Annotated in this window: 12 protein-coding genes and 1 pseudogene; 10 read left to right on the top strand and 3 right to left on the bottom strand. The window is 39.3% G+C overall.

Annotated features, from left to right (window positions below):
• Window positions 1-8 precede the first annotated feature (8 nt).
• Both NON16_RS02155 and NON16_RS02160 read right to left on the bottom strand, forming a co-directional pair.
• Window positions 9-119 carry a YjcZ family sporulation protein gene (locus tag NON16_RS02155; protein WP_257346711.1) on the bottom strand — a complete coding sequence of 37 codons (111 nt, stop codon included), beginning with the start codon at window positions 117-119 and terminating at the stop codon, window positions 9-11.
• A gap of 262 nt (window positions 120-381) precedes the next feature.
• A complete protein-coding gene (locus NON16_RS02160; protein ID WP_257347193.1) occupies window positions 382-1,461 on the bottom strand; it encodes a bifunctional 3-deoxy-7-phosphoheptulonate synthase/chorismate mutase in 1,080 nt (359 codons plus the stop codon).
• An 808-nt stretch (window positions 1,462-2,269) separates the two neighbouring features.
• Here NON16_RS02160 and NON16_RS02165 point away from each other — a divergent pair.
• The 8 genes and pseudogenes from NON16_RS02165 to NON16_RS02200 form a co-directional block, all read left to right on the top strand.
• A pseudogene (locus tag NON16_RS02165) lies at window positions 2,270-2,373 on the top strand (chorismate synthase); the annotation flags it as partial.
• 147 nt (window positions 2,374-2,520) lie between these two features.
• Complete coding sequence (locus tag NON16_RS02170) at window positions 2,521-3,027, top strand: shikimate kinase (RefSeq protein ID WP_257346712.1); 507 nt, start codon at window positions 2,521-2,523, stop codon at window positions 3,025-3,027.
• A gap of 529 nt (window positions 3,028-3,556) precedes the next feature.
• On the top strand, window positions 3,557-5,128 hold the full coding sequence (locus NON16_RS02175) for an ATP-binding protein (protein WP_308216569.1): 1,572 nt from the start codon (window positions 3,557-3,559) through the stop codon (window positions 5,126-5,128).
• An 18-nt stretch (window positions 5,129-5,146) separates the two neighbouring features.
• Window positions 5,147-5,830 (top strand): response regulator, encoded by a 684-nt coding sequence (locus NON16_RS02180; RefSeq protein ID WP_257346716.1) that lies wholly within the window; start codon window positions 5,147-5,149, stop codon window positions 5,828-5,830.
• Between the two features lie 281 nt (window positions 5,831-6,111).
• A complete protein-coding gene (locus NON16_RS02185) occupies window positions 6,112-7,434 on the top strand; it encodes a CitMHS family transporter (protein ID WP_257346718.1) in 1,323 nt (440 codons plus the stop codon).
• 1,345 nt (window positions 7,435-8,779) lie between these two features.
• Window positions 8,780-10,204: an MFS transporter gene (locus NON16_RS02190; RefSeq protein WP_257346720.1), complete on the top strand. Its 1,425-nt coding sequence runs from the start codon at window positions 8,780-8,782 to the stop codon at window positions 10,202-10,204.
• 17 nt (window positions 10,205-10,221) lie between these two features.
• A complete protein-coding gene (locus tag NON16_RS02195) occupies window positions 10,222-11,184 on the top strand; it encodes a formylglycine-generating enzyme family protein (RefSeq protein WP_257346722.1) in 963 nt (320 codons plus the stop codon).
• A 71-nt stretch (window positions 11,185-11,255) separates the two neighbouring features.
• Window positions 11,256-13,445, top strand: a complete 2,190-nt coding sequence (locus NON16_RS02200; protein ID WP_257346724.1) for an arylsulfatase — start codon at window positions 11,256-11,258, stop codon at window positions 13,443-13,445.
• Between the two features lie 451 nt (window positions 13,446-13,896).
• Here the strand turns inward: NON16_RS02200 and NON16_RS02205 are convergent, their stop codons facing one another.
• The gene (locus NON16_RS02205; protein WP_257346726.1) at window positions 13,897-15,093 is read right to left on the bottom strand and encodes an ROK family transcriptional regulator; all 1,197 of its coding nucleotides are present in this window, start codon (window positions 15,091-15,093) and stop codon (window positions 13,897-13,899) included.
• Between the two features lie 416 nt (window positions 15,094-15,509).
• Here NON16_RS02205 and NON16_RS02210 point away from each other — a divergent pair, with 416 nt between their 5' ends.
• Window positions 15,510-16,331, top strand: a complete 822-nt coding sequence (locus tag NON16_RS02210) for a purine-nucleoside phosphorylase (protein ID WP_257346727.1) — start codon at window positions 15,510-15,512, stop codon at window positions 16,329-16,331.
• Between the two features lie 35 nt (window positions 16,332-16,366).
• On the top strand, window positions 16,367-17,809 hold the full coding sequence (locus NON16_RS02215) for a sulfatase family protein (protein WP_257346729.1): 1,443 nt from the start codon (window positions 16,367-16,369) through the stop codon (window positions 17,807-17,809).
• Window positions 17,810-17,945 lie beyond the last annotated feature (136 nt).

The following is a 17,945-nucleotide window of genomic DNA, read 5'->3' on the forward strand; positions in this document are numbered from 1 at the left end:
GTTAAATATTAATAATCACGCTTATCATCCTTGACGAAAGCTACCCCAACAATAATGAGTAGAATAAACAACACAACAATCAATGCAAATCCAGAACCACGTCCACCATAACCTGACATATTCTCACCACCATCATATTTATTAAAAGAGGTATCCTCTTCCCTTGATATGGTATGAAAAAAAATCAGCAGTGGACAGGACTATAGTATTGGTGAATAAGCATATTTTTGATGTGTTATTGTTATATTTTGTATGGAACCTTTTTATATTCTTCCATAGCCTTCTTTGAAAGCCATTCAATAAATTTTTTTTCATCTTCAAGTAAAGGCCGGTTTAAGGTTAAACTTTAATCAATACCAACACAGCGCTGTAATTTTTCTATTAGAGATTAAAATCGTCTGATTTGCTTTTTAACTTATTCATGAAGTTGTTGAACTCAGGGATATTCATTTGTTGAGCAGGGTCAGATAAAGCTATAGGGGGATCAGGATGGACCTCTGCCATGACTCCATCGGCTCCTATAGCAAGTGCTGCCCGAGCAGCAGGAAGGACTAAATCTTTTCGTCCAGTTGAATGAGTTACATCCACAAATACAGGCAAGTGTGTCTCTTTTTTGAGAATAGGAACTGCGGTTATATCAAGTGTATTTCTAGTAGCTCGTTCGAATGTTCTAATCCCTCTCTCACAAAGTATGATTTGATCATTTCCTTTTTCAATGATATATTCGGCAGCATACATGAATTCTTCAATTGTTGCAGACAATCCACGTTTTAATAAGATTGGCTTAGTTACCAGTCCTGCTGCTTTTAATAATTCAAAATTCTGCATATTTCGGGCGCCTATTTGAATCACGTCTACATAATCCACAGCTTTTTCCAGATCATTGGGATTCAGTATTTCACTGACCACCGCAAGATTATATTTATCAGCTACCTGCCGTAAGATCCTTAAACCTTCAAAGCCGAGTCCCTGAAAATCATATGGGGAAGTTCTAGGTTTAAAAGCGCCACCCCGAATTAGGGTTATTCCATGATCTTTTATTACTTTTGCCACACACCGGACCTGCTCCTCACTTTCAACTGCGCAAGGACCTATTACAAAATGTGGCTTCCCATCACCAATCAGCTCATCTTTAATTTTGATGACAGTATTGTTTGGTTTTCGTTTTCTTGATACCAGAAGTTCTTTTCGGTTATCTCCTTCTTGTAGTTCTAAGCTTGCTTGGAAAATACTTTTGAAAATATGTTGAAGGGTAGGAGTGTCAAAAGGACCCTTATTGTTTTCAGCTATTAAGTCAAGAAGACTCCGCTCACGGACAGGATCAAAACGCTGTGTACCTTTCATCTTCTTGATCCTACCAATTTTTTGGGCAAGTACTCCTCTTTGGTTTAAAAGATCTAAAATTTTTAAGCTAAGTTCTTCTATCTCTGTACGTATTACTTCTAATTCATTTGACACAATTTTTCCACTCCCTCTAGTCTCGGTATTGATAATAGTTCAAGGCTTCCGAGTAACACATATGTAGAAGTTAACTAGTACTTCTTTCTGTGGATTTAATACAATTGACCACAAAAGCCTACTGGTACTGTATGTGTAAACAATAAAAATTGTGTAAGTAAGGTGATTAACAATTAGATAAGCGAAACAAGGCTTTGATAATTGAATCCGTAGTAGGTATTTATTCGGAGAAATTCATTAAAGAGGTACAATTACGATAACTTTTTGTCTTTCATAGGTATAACTATCCTTGATCCAAGCTAAAATTAATACATTCCTACCTCAATGAATGCGTTATGAAATATGAAGTGTATGTCTAATAATTTTTCAAACTTCGATATAGAGAAATAGGTAGTATTAACAAGAGTTTCACAAGCCTTTCGAATTGCATTATTCCAAACCACGGTGAATAGATAGATCTGGACCACCCCCGCTTCATTTGACTTTAAAAAAGGAGTGCTTCTTAGCCGTAAAACTAATTTTAATAACAGGGCAGGATGGTAAGCTTCTCCTCCACGAGCAGAATAGACATCCGTAATGGAAGGAAGGTCAATTCATCTACAAGTCGCTGATCATCCGAACTAAGTGATTGTCTAGTACCCATTCGCTCAAATAAGACGGAACGAGTTCTCCTTGTTTTACGGAATAAGCTCTGAATTTTGCCATGTCCTACACATCCTTTATACGTTCAATACGGTTACATGTACTATTCTTTGCGACATGGACAAAGTCTTTTTCGTCGGACAGACTCCTGGGTAGTGGAGATGATCAAGAAGTAAAACGACAAATATCTAGACCACGACCGGCCATGCTGATTTACATGGAGTTATCAAATATGGACACAGGGACATGAGAAATGTTCTGGAACGCTCCTCTTTTGGGGGAATAAAGCGGATAAATCCAAAAGAAAATTTTAAGGAGATTTGGAAAAATAATCTCGCCAATCTCTTTTTACAGTAATAATATTGAAGTACCTGACTTCTAGTTTTTTAAGAAAGAAGTTGAAAAATGGGTGGTGGTGTAATGAGAGCAATCTATATAACAGGCTTTATGGCAGTAGGGACGACGTCCATCGGAAATGAGCTCGGAAAAGTGTTGGATCTACCTGTCATTGATACCGATCAATATATCGAGGAAAAGCTAGCGTGGGACATACCTTCGATCTTTGAAAGGAAGGGTGAGATGTATTTCCGTGATGAGGAACAGACTGCCCTCCGTGAATTGCCAAGAGAGAATGTCATCATAACTACAGGTGGAGGGATGGTACTCCGAAAGGAAAATCGATGTTTCATGAAGGAGAATGGCTATGTAATTACACTGGAATCTTCGGTCAATACCATTTTCAATCGTCTTCATGATGATTTATCGAGACCACTTGCTGCCGGCAAAACGAGAAGGGAGCTTCAAAAGCTGTTTAAACATAGACAGCCATATTATCATGATGCAGATTTGATTGTTGAGACAGAAGGGAAAAGCATCCCAAGAATTGCATCAGAAATTGTAGGTTGGATAAAAATTCAGATGTTGTAAAACGGAGTACTGATAGAGGATGTTCAAATATCCCCAAATGATAAACTGCGAATTTCTTCGTTCCTTGAAAAAAATGGACACTTTTCCTTCGTGCGAGGAACCACTTCCGTAGGTTATTCTTGTACTCGGTTTTTCCGGACTTGCACATGGGCGTGCTGACTTCGACGTTATCACAGGATGTAAAGTAATTAGTCGAAGATCCATATCATATTATGCAAGTAACATACGTTCCGGTCCTCAAAACTGTCGTACTTAATAAGGATAGGATAGTTTTTAATAGGAATAAAGGTAGCGCCCGCCGATTTTAGTGCCACCCGTCCAATAAATAGTATATAGGAGTTCCGTGTTTAACCCTGGACATGAAATATTTCTTTTATGCTATACTTTATTGGAAATATTAATAAACATTGTTTACTACTAAATCTAATATTGATTATAAACTGATTTCGGAGTGACCCTAATCCGTCAAGGTAAACGTATTACATAAATTGAATAAATGAAATATAAGTGTTGGAGGTAGTTGAAGTCTTTGAGAATATCGCTGCAAACTAAAATACTGATTCTGGTCTTATCACTTGCATTTCTGATCATTATTCTGTTAACTGCATCCTTTACTTATCTGGAAAGTAAGCAGATTGAAGAGCAGAAAGGCCAGTTGGCTTTGAAAATTTCTAAAACGATTTCATTCATGCCTGAAGTGATCAAAGCCTTTCAAACAAAGGATCCCGCAGCAATCATACAACCGACGGTGGAGAGAATCAGAAAAGAGGTTGGCGCTGAATTTATTGTGGTTGGCAATAAGGAAGGCATTCGATATTCACATCCTGTACCTGAACGAATCGGGAAGAAAATGGTTGGTAAGGATAATTATCGCGCGCTTGTTGAAGGAAAATATTATACATCAAGGGCCGTGGGATCATTAGGTCCTTCTCTACGAGGGAAATCCCCGGTTTTTAATAAGAAAAATGAAATTATTGGGATCGTCTCAGTCGGTTTTCTTTCAGAGAATATCAAAGAGCAAATCTTTCATAATGTGATCAGAGCCGGGTTTATATCAATGGCTGTCCTTATTATTGCCGTCGCCGGAAGTATCATGTTATCCAGAAATATTCGTAAGGATACAATGGGATTGGAACCCTACCAAATCGCTACATTATACACAGAAAGGGATGCCATTCTCCAATCCGTCAGGGAAGGTATATTGGCGTATGACAAAACGGGCAGGGTAACGATGATTAATAAAACTGCTAAAAAGCTGCTCAATATTAAAGGAAGCTCTCATCGTCTAGAAATTGAAGACCTCTTCCCAAACTCAAATCTTTACCAGGTTTTTAAGACAGGGAGATCTCAAAAAGACCGAGAAATTACATTGAAGGATAGGACATTAATTGTCAACTGGACACCAGTTTTTCATAAAGATGAGGTAAATGGGATTGTTGCATCTTTCCGTGATAAAACGGAATTTGAACAAATGCTCAATACACTTTCTGAAGTCCAGCGATATTCTGAAGATTTACGGGCCCAAACCCATGAATTTACGAATAAATTGTATGTGCTGTCAGGTTTATTGCAACTGGGTGAATATGATGAAGCTGTGGATATGATACAAGATGAAACGGAGGATTTCGAGGTGAAAAATCATATTCTTTTTAACCAGATTGAAGAAACCAGGGTACAGGCTGTCTTATTGGGTAAAATCGGAAAAGCTTCAGAGAAGAAAATTGAGTTTGAAATCGATTCAAATAGTTCCCTGCAGACGCTGCCTATTCATATCAACTTATCACATCTCATCGTGATCATTGGGAACCTTATAGACAATGCATTTGAAGCTGTTGTACGTAACAAAAATCCTAAAGTAATGTTCTTTGCAACTGATCTTGGAAAAGATATCATTTTTGAAGTACATGATAATGGAAATGGTATTCCTGAAGAAAATAAGGCTTTAATCTTTTGCAGAGGTTTTACAGAAAAAAACTCTAATGAGCCGAGGGGCTATGGACTTGCCAACGTGAATGAGGCCGTCAATCAACTCGGGGGGATGATTGAACTTCATAGTGAGAAAGGAAAAGGTGCTGTGTTCACTGTGTATATACCTAAATAATAATAAAGGAGGATAATGATGGAAACTGTAAAGGTGGCAATTGCTGAAGATGATTTCCGCGTTGCTAATGTTCATGAGAAATTTCTTAAGAAAATACCTGAAGTCGAAATTGCGGGGAAGGCTTTAAATGCTGAAAAAACCCTGGAACTTTTACATACCAAAAAAGTTGACCTGTTATTGCTTGATATCTACATGCCGGATAAACTTGGTACTGATATTTTAACGACGATCCGTGCGAACTTCGAAGACGTGGATATTATCATGATTACAGCTGCAACGGATAAAGCGTTCCTTGAAAAGGCAATACGGAACGGTGTACAGAATTATTTAATTAAGCCTGTTAAGATGGATCGGTTTACGGATACGGTGAAAGAATATATTCAAAGTAGGAATTTATTACAAAACAAAGAAGAAGTGGATCAAAATATAGTGGATAGGCTATTCAAGAATTCAGATGAAAGTAAAACAGAAGATAATCGGGAGTTGCCAAAAGGAATAGATGCTCTTACTCTTAATAAAGTTTTGGAGGTTCTTAGAAACAGCCAGAAGGGTTTGTCTGCAGAGGAAATCGGGAAAAGAATGGGTGCGGCGAGGACTACTGCAAGACGTTACTTAGAATATTTAATTTCCGTAGACAAGTGCCGCTCAGAAGTGGAATATGGTTCCGTGGGACGGCCGGAGCGTAAGTACTATGATCTATAACCGATTCACACGAAAAATGAAACCGGAATTCAGTATAAGATAAACTTCGAAATTTGATATTAGAAATAGGTAATGATGAGTTTTTCTAAGATGCACAATGGCTTTTTGGCCATTGTGCATCTTTTTTATAATCAAAATCGACAAAAAAGAGCCAAAACGGTTTTTAAAGCCAATACACTCAAAACCGTTACATCAGGTGACTGATAATTTAAAATACTTTTAAGACTTAAAATAAAAGCGTCAATGCTTTAAATGTAAGCGCTTAAAAATGGAGTGTTAATATGTTAGCTTTACTAGGATTTTTAATGATTGCTGTTTTCATGTATTTAATCATGACGAAGCGTCTTTCCGCACTTATTGCCTTAATGGTTATACCGATCGTTTTTGCATTATTCGGCGGTTTTTTCGAAGACATTGGTAAAATGATGCTAGATGGTGTTATAAAAGTAGCACCGACAGGCATTATGATTATGTTCGCGATTCTGTTTTTTGGAGTAATGATTGATGCTGGTTTATTTGACCCGGTGGTTGAAAAAATCATTCGAATTGTAAAGGGCGATCCTTTAAAAGTAGCATTGGGAACTGCCTGTTTGATACTTTTTGTTTCCTTAGACGGCGATGGGACAACCGCCTATATGATTACGGTTTCGGCTATGTTGCCATTGTATAAACGAATTGGCATGAATCCGCTTATACTGGCTGGTATTTCAGTATTAGGATCTGGAGTAATGAATTTGCTTCCGTGGGGAGGACCGACGGCGAGAGCAATGAGTGTTTTAGGACTCGGTGTTTCAGAACTTTTTGTTCCTGTTATACCAGCTATGCTCGGGGGCGTTCTGGTTGTGTTAGTCGTTGCTTTTTACTATGGCAAAAAGGAAAGGAAGAGACTAGGTGTCATCCACATTAATCAAAGCGTTATTGACGAGATGGCATCGAAAGAAACGGCAGCTGCTTCTGAAGCTGTTGGACAGGATGAAAACATCAAACGTCCTAAATTAATATGGGTGAACTTTCTTTTGACTGTTTTACTTTTAGTCTGTCTTGTTGTTGGGGTGCTTCCTACTCCAGTGTTATTTATGGTAGCATTTGCTGTTGCTATTATGATTAATTATCCGAATATGGAACAGCAGAAGGAAAGAATTTCAACTTATGCGGGCAATGTGCTGTCTGTAGTTTCATTGGTATTTGCCGCAGGTGTTTTTACAGGTATTCTCACAGGGACTGAAATGGTTGATGCCATGGCGAATTCGTTAATTTCAGTTATTCCCGAGGGATGGGGTCAGTATTTTGCCATTGTAACCGCAATTACAAGTGCACCGTTTACCTTTTTCATGTCAAATGATGCGTATTATTTCGGAGTCCTTCCGGTGCTTGCAGAAACTGCGTCTACTTATGGTGTTAGTCCGGTAGAAGTTGGACGGGCGTCTCTTCTTGGTTTGCCAGTTCATCTGCTGAGTCCGCTTGTACCTTCGACTTATTTATTAGTAGGGATGGCCGGAGTTGAATTTGGTGACCTTCAGAAAATGATGTTAAAGTGGGCAGGTTTGGCTACTGTTGTTATGACTATTGTCGCAGTGATTACAGGGGTTATCTTTAATATATAGAAGGTAATTACCTAAACAACGTGTACAATCATATTATAATCGACTACAATGTGATTAAAATAATAAAGACCGTTAATGTTCATGCATCGATTATCAACGTTTAGCAATAGATGGTACCCAACAGAAAAACGGTATTTGTAACAGAAGTTGTTGCTGATCCTATAAGGGTTAAGGAGAAACAATGGATATAAAAAACGAATGACTTACCATTTTAATAGAATTGAAAGGTTGTAAAAGGGAGAACGGGTAGTTTATCCATACTTCCTTTTTTAAAGTCATTTCTAGGTGGTAGGTGAGATGACGGCAGCAAGAGTTTATACTGAATCCATTGTTGATCTTTGTAATAGACCTAAACTTGACTAGCTTTTTAATGGTTTGTTTGGATATGCGAGGCTGATATGTATTAAAAAGACAAACAATCTAAACTAAGTCAAGTAACTACTTAATAGATTCTCAATCATAAACACGTAAATAACTAAAAACTAGTTGGAAATGAATAATGAAAATCTTGAAAAGGACGCCTGGTGCGTTCTTTTTTTTTCATCGGCTTGATAGGAAGGTCCTCCAGTCCCATCAATGATCATTCCGTTTCTTAAAATCTAATCATAGACGTTTTCGTCAGCCTTAGCAGTAGAACTGGTGATTACCGTTGGTAGGATACTACTCATCATAAATAATACTGCGATCAATAGAACAATAGTTTTTTCTTTTCATTAGTCATCCTCCAACAATTATTCGAACCATGACGAGACCACCTTCTTTTTTTGAGTCCACCTCCTAAAACTTTCAAATACTATATATTTTTGCGTTCTATTCTTTTCTTCAAATTCCTCCTCATTTATTGAACTTCTATCATGGTGAAGTATTTATACAAAATCTCCGGAGAAGCGGAATGTTTAATTCAAAATGGTAAAAAGAGAACGTTTATTATACAATCTGCTATCGGAAAATCGGTTATGATTGGGTTATTAGATAAATAAAAAGGTTAATTGATAGAGGATAAGATATAAAGAAAAACACTTTTTATCAAAATAATGAAAAGATGTTTACAAAATGAATCGGTTTAGGATATCATGTTTGTAAATACCTTTTTCAACATGGGCAATTAAACAAGGTGGTGGTAACGATCCAGAGGTGGAATGTCAAAATTTGAAAGCGCTATGAATATATCAAATACACCAAGGTAGACAAGAATGCTGGAAGTAGGAATAAAAGTCATTTAGTTATACAGCCAAGATATTTCCATTATAATTTCAATCTTTTTTGGAAGCGATTTCAAGGGTAAGGAATCTGAAATAGTACATTTCATTGCGAGAGTCAGTAATAAATCAGGGGAGTGAATTTCATGGTTCAAAAGTACTCAGAAGAAGTGCAAAGTGGGGTCTGGAAAGTTTTAAGGTGGTTGTTGGTATTTGAGTTTTTCCTTGTGTTTTCGAATAATATATTTAATCTCATTTCTCCACAGCTAGTCAAAGAATTTGAAGTATCGCCATCAACGATAAGCTTGGTCATTTCATTGGGATTTTTGGCTTTCGGTATTTTTTCAATCGTCTTTACTATTTTATCTGACAGTGTGAGTATACGTAAGTTAATTCTGTATTCAAGTATTGCAGTACCGTTAGTTGCTCTATTTGGAATAGTATCAGATTTAAGTTTTGCATTATTAATTAGTTATCGTGTTTTGTTCGGAATTGCTATTGCAGCCCCTCTTGCTTTATCGATTGTGATCGCAATTAAATATTTTGACAAATTATCAGCGGCTAAATTTTTTGGTTACAATACGGCAATTTACCAGATTGCTTCGGCATCTGGACACTTATTAGGCGGTTACATTACAGAACATCTGGATTGGAAGTGGGCACTTATGATTCCAGTTGTAACGATATTTAGTGTGCCGACAATCTACAAAAATTTACCAGAAGAAGAAAAAAGTAAAAAAAGCTCATTTGATTTCATTGGAGCGGGTTTGGTAACGGCATTTGTTACGCTTCTTGTGATGTTTTTGACGTTTAAAATGCAACATCCGATATTGCTGATTTTAGCACTTGTTTCTTTATTTATTTTGGTTGTCTATTCACTTAAAAAAGACAACCCTTTTATCAAACCAGAATTATTCAAATTGAAAGGTGTTGCTTTGTCATTGATTGTGTGTGCCTTATTTTACGCTACACAGTCTGCCTTTTATTTCATCTTTCCATTTATTTTAACAGATGTTTACGGCATGGCGTTGACGACAATCGGTGTATTTTACATGATAACAAACATTGTTGCTTTTATTACGGGGATGTTTTCAGGTCGTATTATAAAAGCAATTGGTTATCGTAACATGGTTTTGTTCGGTGGTTCGTTCATCTTTATCGGTTTAGCGTCAGTAGCATTTCTCTCAGGGTATAACGTCGCTTTCATTTTTATTGGTATGGGTATTTTCAATATAGGTTATGTTTTGTTCTTTTCAGGATATCTTTCCAACTACACACAATTGCTTCCACAAGGTCAACATGGTGTAGGTATTGGTACAGAAAAGTTAGTTTTTCAAATTTCACTATCCATAGGAACTGCTTTTATAGCGATGTTCTATAGTCAACCATTTATGATGACTAAAATCGTCGATTTCTCTAGCAACCATCAATCTGCTCAGTTTAGCAATATGACACTTTTGCTTATGGTTATGATTACATTAGCAACATTTATTTTTGTTAAGGTTTTCCCAAAAGAGTATAACCGTAAGTCGTATGATGATACTGAATCATTAGATGAGATAGCTAATTAGATAGGAGTGTTAAATAAATGAATTCAAATTGTTGTTCACTAGATCATAAACATTCAGAATCTTCGGGGTGTTCCAAACATTCATCGTCAAAAACGACATTTCAAAGCAAGGGTGAGATTTCTTCTAAGGAAGGCATGGTTTTGCTGTCGGGGGGAGAATTTCTGATGGGAACGAACGATAAGGAAGGTTTTCCAGCGGACGGTGAGGGGCTAGTGCGTAAGGTAAAGGTTCATTCATTTTATATCGATCGCTGTACGGTTACAAACGAACAATTTGAAAACTTTGTTCAAGCGACGAATTATAAGACGGAAGCGGAAAGGTTCGGGTGGTCGTTTGTTTTCTCCAGCTTTGTGTCATCCGTGACAGCCCAAACTGTAAAACAAGCTGTTCAGGGTGCACCTTGGTGGTGGCCTGTTGAAGGTGCCGATTGGCGTCATCCTGAAGGGTCTGATTCAACGATCGTCAAACGGATGGATCATCCTGTCGTACATGTTTCCTGGAATGACGCGCTTGCCTTTTGTGAGTGGGCTGGCAAACGACTACCTACAGAGGCGGAATGGGAGTTTGCGGCACGAGGAGGGCTTGAACAACAAACGTATCCATGGGGAAATCGATTGACGCCAAATGATAAACACTACTGCAATATTTGGCAAGGTCACTTTCCAAGCAAGAATACGGAGGAGGACAGTTACTTCGGTACCGCTCCTTCCCAATCTTTTCCCGTAAACGGATATGGTTTGTATAACATAGTAGGAAATGTATGGGAATGGTGTTCAGATTGGTTCAGTCCGAATTTTCATATTCATGGTCCACGTCATAATCCGCAAGGTCCCAAGACTGGAGCGGCAAAAGCGATGCGTGGGGGATCCTATCTTTGTCACCGGTCCTACTGCAATCGATACCGCGTGGCGGCGAGAAGTTCGAACACGCCGGACAGCTCAACTGGAAATATAGGGTTCCGCTGTGTGGCGGATGCTTAAAAAGAATGCTTTTAGACAAAGGAGCGGTTTGCTTATTCTATTAAACGATTCGAATCGGAGGGTCGAAAATCATGAACAAAGAATCAATAAATATTGTATACATTGTCTTAGATGATGTCGGCTTTTCTGACTTTGGTTGTTACGGTTCAGAAATTGAAACGCCTAACATCGATCAGTTAGCAAACGGGGGACTTCGCTATAATAATTTCCACGCGACTCCGCTTTGTTCGCCGACTCGGGCGTCATTGCTAACGGGACGAAACCACCATTCTGTCGGAATGTCCACCATCACAAACTTTGATCTTGGCCCGGACTGCCCGAATACGAGGGGGCGAATTTCGGATAATGCGGGAACAATTGCAGAAATTTTGAAAAATAACGGTTATAGCACGTTTGCTGTTGGTAAATGGCATCTGGCACCTGTTCATCATTGCTCCCCTGCTGGACCATACGATTATTGGCCGCTTGGGAAGGGGTTCCAACGCTTTTACGGCTTCTTGGAAGGGGAGACAGATCAATTCTACCCTGATCTTGTTTACGATAATCATTTCGTATCACGTCCTGACGGTGAAGATTACCATTTATCCGGGGACTTAGTTGATCATGCTAAGCATTTTGTTACGGATCATGTTTCCATTAAGCCTGAAAAGCCGTTTTTTCTTTACCTATCATTCGGTGCCCAGCATGTGCCGCATCAGGCACCGATGGAATACATTCAAAAATATCAAGGTTGTTACGACATTGGATGGGATCAAATTCGTGAACAGCGTTTCCACCGTCAAAAGGAGCTTGGCATTGTCCCAGAGGACACAAAGCTTCCGCCGTTTAATCCAGATGTTCGTTCATGGGATACGTTAACAAGCGATGAAAAGAAAGTGGCCGCTCGATTTATGGAAATTTACGCTGGATTTATGACCCACACGGATCATCAAATCGGCAGAATGCTTGCATACCTGAAAGAAATTGGTCAATACGAAAATACGATGTTCGTGTTAATTTCGGATAATGGAGCAAGTCCGACAGGTGGGGCAAATGGTAGTATCGATTATTCCAAAATCGTCGAAGGATATACTGAAACCATCGACGATATTTTGCCCTACTACAATCAATTGTACGGAGACCGTGTAAGCTGTGAATATCCAAGCGGTTGGGCACAAGTTTGTAACACGCCTTTTCGACACTACAAAAACAATACGTATTTTGGGGGTACACGCGTACCGCTCATCATTCAATATCCGAAAGGTGGTATTAAGAACAAGGAAATCGTTCGTAACCAGTTTCATTATATTACCGATATTACACCGACTGTGCTTGATGTCTTGGACATTGAAGCACCAGATATGCTCGGCGGTGTTTCGCAAATTCCAATGCGCGGTGTCAGCATGACATATACGTACGATCAACCAGAATCTCCGGCTAAACGAACGACGCAGTATTTGGAGATGATGGGTCATCGAGCCATGATTCATGATGGTTGGAAAGCGGTGACCTACCACAAGCGAGGTTCTTCATTTGAAGACGACGTATGGGAATTGTTTGATTTACGTGAAGATTTTAATGAGGTGAATGATTTATCGGAACGTTGTTCGGACAAGCTTCAGGCGTTAATCGATAGATGGTGGGAGGAAGCAGAGAAAAATGATGTACTACCGCTTCGTGAAGGTGGATGGAAAGATTTAGGTAAGGAGAATCCGGAATCGGTCACCGCGCGTCGTCAGTTTACGTATTACGGCGGGGTTTCTATTATCGGATCGGCTGCCGCACCGCCGATAATGAATCGATCCTACAAGATCAAGGCGTATGTTGAGAGACCGAATGAGTCTTGCGAAGGTGTCATTGTTGCCATGGGCAATTACGACGGGGGTTATACACTCTATATTCGAAACAATCGCCTGTATTTTGAATATAATCATACACGCACCCTTTACAAAATCGAATCGAACCGCGATGTTCCCACTGGATCGTTAGACATTTGCTTCACGTTTAGAAAACAACCAGGTTCTATTTCAGGTACTGGTTCCTTATCCATTAATGGAGAAAATTTTGCCGAAAGGGAGCTTCCGAAAACCTACCAATTAAAAATTTCACGAAAAGGGCTAAGTATCGGTCGCGATTCACTGCCAACTGTCACTGAATCCTATTTAGAACAAGGTGAATTCCCATACAACGGTACAATCAAAAAGGTCGTTTACGAATTAGACAACGACAAAGATCCGATTCAACCTAAAATTGAAATGGCAGAGGAAGCTTCGTCAAGGTGAAAGTAATAACTATGTCCGGGGATGTGGGATCAAAGATACGGATCAAGATTTGAGAGATTGCTTGTTTGCAACAAGTTCTATCGAGTTAAAGTCCCGCACAATAAAAAGGCATCAGAATTGACTGATGCCCTTTTGCTATTGATTTAGTTTAATGTTCTAAATAGCAGCTCTTTTTAGCAGCAAACTTGTTGCTGAAGGACGAAAATCTTGATACTCGAGCATTTTTATTCGCGGAAACCATTTATTTATTCGTAGATTTGGAAGTGTTATTCGCATTTAGAGTAGTAAATTAATTGCTGAAAAACAGTTGCACACCTACACCGATCAACAAGATGTAAGGATCATACTTGAAGTAGGTTGAATGAAGATAGAAAGCTTGAAAATTAACGGCTAGCTGTAACTAGTTTTGTGAAGTTTATTCACAATAAATTAATAGAAACCGCGTGTTTGTTCACGCGGTTTCTATAAAATAGTCAAAAATCAGACTGCCTGCACCAACAGCTACTGCATTATAATCACTAGCTGCTTTAAACTCGACTTGATAGTTCGGATAATACTGGATACGTTGTTTTGCCGTTTCCATAGCCGTTTCGAAAAAAATCGGTTTTGGACCTAATGCACCGCCTACAACGACGACATCCGGGCGCATTAAGTAAACAAGGTTAGAAAGACCAATACCGTAGTAGAAGGCAGCTTCTTGAACAACACTGCTGCAAAGTGAATCTCGATCATCTAATGCCTTTAATATATGGTCAAACCGTATTTCTTCAGGGTCATTTACTATGTCCTGGATCACGGATGTTTTGCCACGCTTCATTTGCCGAATGATTTCCTTACGTATTGCTGAAACACTGCTGAATGTTTCCAGGCATCCGTATGACCCGCATGAACATTTAGGACCATGAATATCTACGATAATATGTCCAAGTGAACTATCCATATTCATTTTACTGTCAACGACTTCTCCTTTTAAAACAAAGCCACTTCGAATGCCAGTCCCGCATAGGGTGTAGGCGAGATTATCGATATCCTTCCAGTATCTCCTGCGGTATTCTCCAAGAGCTGCTAAGTTTGCACCGTTATCTAGCAAAATGAGCGTGTCAAAATGCTTTTTCAAATACTCTACAATATTAATATTTCCCCAGCCGTTCTCCATTTCCAAGATCATTCCGCTTTCACGGTCTAATGGCCCGAAAACACCGACACCAATTCCAAGCACCTTTTGCAGTGGTAAGTTGTGTTTATGAAGCATCTCATGAATGCGATTGCAAATATATTCTAAGGTATAATCGGCTGTGCAAAATGATTGCATTTCCAATTTGTTTACGCTTAAAATGTTTAATTTCAAGTCAAGGAGCACCACAGTGGTAAAAGATCGAGAAATATCAATGCCGATCAAATAATTGGCATTAGGCTCGATCGCGTACATCAGTGGTTTCCGCCCACCGCTTGATTCTCCTAATCCGCAATTATAGATAACTCCTGATTGCACGAGTTCTTCAATAAGACGTGCACATGTTGCTGGTTTATACCCTGTTAATTCAATTAATGTATTTGTACTGACCGCACCATTTTTACGAATTAATCCATAAATCCGCTTAAGGCTTTTCATTTTAGGTGATATCAAACCAACAAACTGCTTTAACATATTGTTCCTCCAACTATTTTAAATTGTACACGTTTATTATAAACGCTTTGTCCTATAACAACAAGAAAATCGAGGGGAAGGGAGTGTTATTTTTATCATTTTGATTTAAATTCGATATAAAATTTGTTATTACCTCTAATATGAACAATCGAACCGACCTTAATAAGCCTAAAAAAGGTATCTTTTTATCATTTTGATTAAATGTTTATTTACAAATGATAAAAAGTGTTTTAGAATTAAGTTAACCAAAGGTTTTTTGATACTGTCATAATTTATAAGTTATGCGGAAGACAGTATAAGCAAAACTATGACTTCCGCTAATAGACTGGCAAAAAGCTAAGTTTTTCCAAAAAAGCCTAAGAGACGTCTCGTAACAAAAGGCTATTCAATAGTTCAAAAGGAGGATGTAACGTACGATGGTTAACGTAAAACAACAAATACAAGAAGCATCTTTATTTATTGAGAACAAAATTGGATTTTGCCCGGAAGTTGGTTTAATCCTTGGCTCGGGGCTCGGTATTTTAGCAGATCTGGTCGAAAATGCAATTGAAATTCCATACCATAAAATTCCGAATTTTCCGGTTTCAACGGTTGAGGGTCATGCAGGTAAGCTTGTCGCAGGCCAAGTGAAAGGCAAGAATGTGATCATGATGAAAGGTCGATTTCATTTGTACGAGGGATATGATGCGCAGGTGACCACGTTTCCCGTTCGTGTTATGAAAGCGCTTGGCGTTGAGAAGCTGGTGGTAACGAATGCGGCCGGCGGTGTTAATGTTGATTTTGACCCTGGGGAACTGATGCTGATAGTGGATCACATTAATAACTTGGGAACCAACCCGCTTATTGGTCCAAATGACAGTGAATTAGGGGAACGTTTCCCAGATATGTCGGAGCCTTATAGTAAGCGACTTATGAAGCTTGCTTATAAAGTAGCGGAGAAGGAAGGGTTCAATCTTCGTGAAGGAGTATATATGGCAAGCCTTGGCCCGACCTATGAAACACCTGCAGAGGTTCGCCTTGCCCGAACACTAGGAGCTGATGCGGTCGGTATGTCAACAGTTCCAGAGGTGATTGTTGCAAGGCATGCAGGCATTGAGGTGCTTGGAATATCTTGTATCACAAATAAGGCAGCGGGGATTTTAGATCAGCCGTTGTCTCACGATGAAGTCGTGGAAGTGGCAGAACGGGTGAAGCCAACGTTTCTAAATCTAGTGCTTGGAATGATTGAGAAAATGTAACCAACATTGTAATCATGCAACAGGAGGTAATCGATATGCCGAATACGAAACCAAACATTATTTTTATCATGACGGATGATCAAGGTCCATGGGCGCTTGGGTGTTCAGGTAACAAAGAGATCAAGACACCGAATTTGGATCGTCTTGCAGAGCAAGGGGCTCGGCTTGAGAACTTCTTCTGTACGTCTCCGGTTTGCGCGCCAGCAAGAGCCTCGGTTCTCACGGGGAAAATTCCGTCACAGCACGGGGTGCACGACTTTATCCGCGAAAATGATAACCCGCATCTTCAATATTTAGACGATCACCTTTCCTACACTGAAGTGCTTGAAAGTATGGGGTACTATTGTGGAATCAGCGGGAAATGGGGTCTTTGTAACGATTTTGAACGGCAAAAAGGTTTTGATCACTGGTATGTTTACGTTTACGACGGAGGACATTATAACAACCCAACAATGGTACGTAATGGCAAAGTCGTGAAGGAAACGGGCTATTTAACGAATTTAATTACGCAAGATTCTTTGGCCTTTTTAGATGAACGTTCAAAAGTAGATCAACCCTTTTACTTGAGTGTTCATTATACCGCACCGCATCATTTGTGGGTTGGTGAGCATCCACAAGAATACGTAGACATGTATGACGATTGTCGTTTCGAATCATGCCCACAAGAGCCCGAACATCCTTGGCTTCTTTCAATAACCAGTCCATCCACTGTACGTTCGAACCCGCGTGAAAATTTAAAGGGGTATTTCGCTGCGGTGACGGCTATGGACGAAGGTGTGGGATTGATTTTAGAGAAGCTAGATGAACTTGGAATACGCGAAAATACGCTCATTTGCTTCATGAGCGACAATGGATTCAGTTGCGGTCAAAATGGGATTTGGGGAAAAGGAAATGGCACATATCCTCAAAACATGTACGATAACTCCGTAAAAGTGCCAGCAATTTTCAGTCACCCGGGGCGTATACCGGAAGGCAGCGTTTATGATGCGCTGTTAAGCCAATATGATGTAATGCCAACACTTCTCGACTATGTCAATATTGAAAATCCCGTCAAGGACGAATTGCCGGGCAAAAGCTTTGTGCCAATCTTAGAAGGGAAAAACAAAGAAGAACGCGGGCATGTTGTTGTCTATGACGAATATGGTCCGGTCCGAATGATCCGTACGAAACAGTATAAATATATTCATCGTTACCCGTACGGTCCGTTCGAGTTCTATGACTTGGTAAACGATCCACAAGAGCGGAACAATTTGTACGATCATCCGGATTATCAAGATCAAATTCATGATTTGCGTAGTCGGATGGAAAACTGGTTCGTCCAGTATGCTAACCCGAACATCGATGGAGCTCGGTTACCGGTCACGGGAACAGGGCAAAGCAATTTAGCTGGTCCAAACGTTACAGGAAAACTAGCATTCAACCAAAATGGAAGATTGATCAAAGAGAGCGAAAACGGAGGTAAGATAAAACAAAAATAGTCTATGTTCACATTCAAAAGTAATCGGAAACAAGCCGCCATCTGGAACGGCGATTTTGGTTGAGCTCTTTGAAGGTCAAATGAAGACTGATCTTAATTGTATACACATTGGCAATAGTGTGATTTAGCGTAACATT

This window comes from Pseudalkalibacillus decolorationis, from assembly GCF_024609785.1.
Classification (GTDB): domain Bacteria; phylum Bacillota; class Bacilli; order Bacillales; family Fictibacillaceae; genus Pseudalkalibacillus; species Pseudalkalibacillus decolorationis.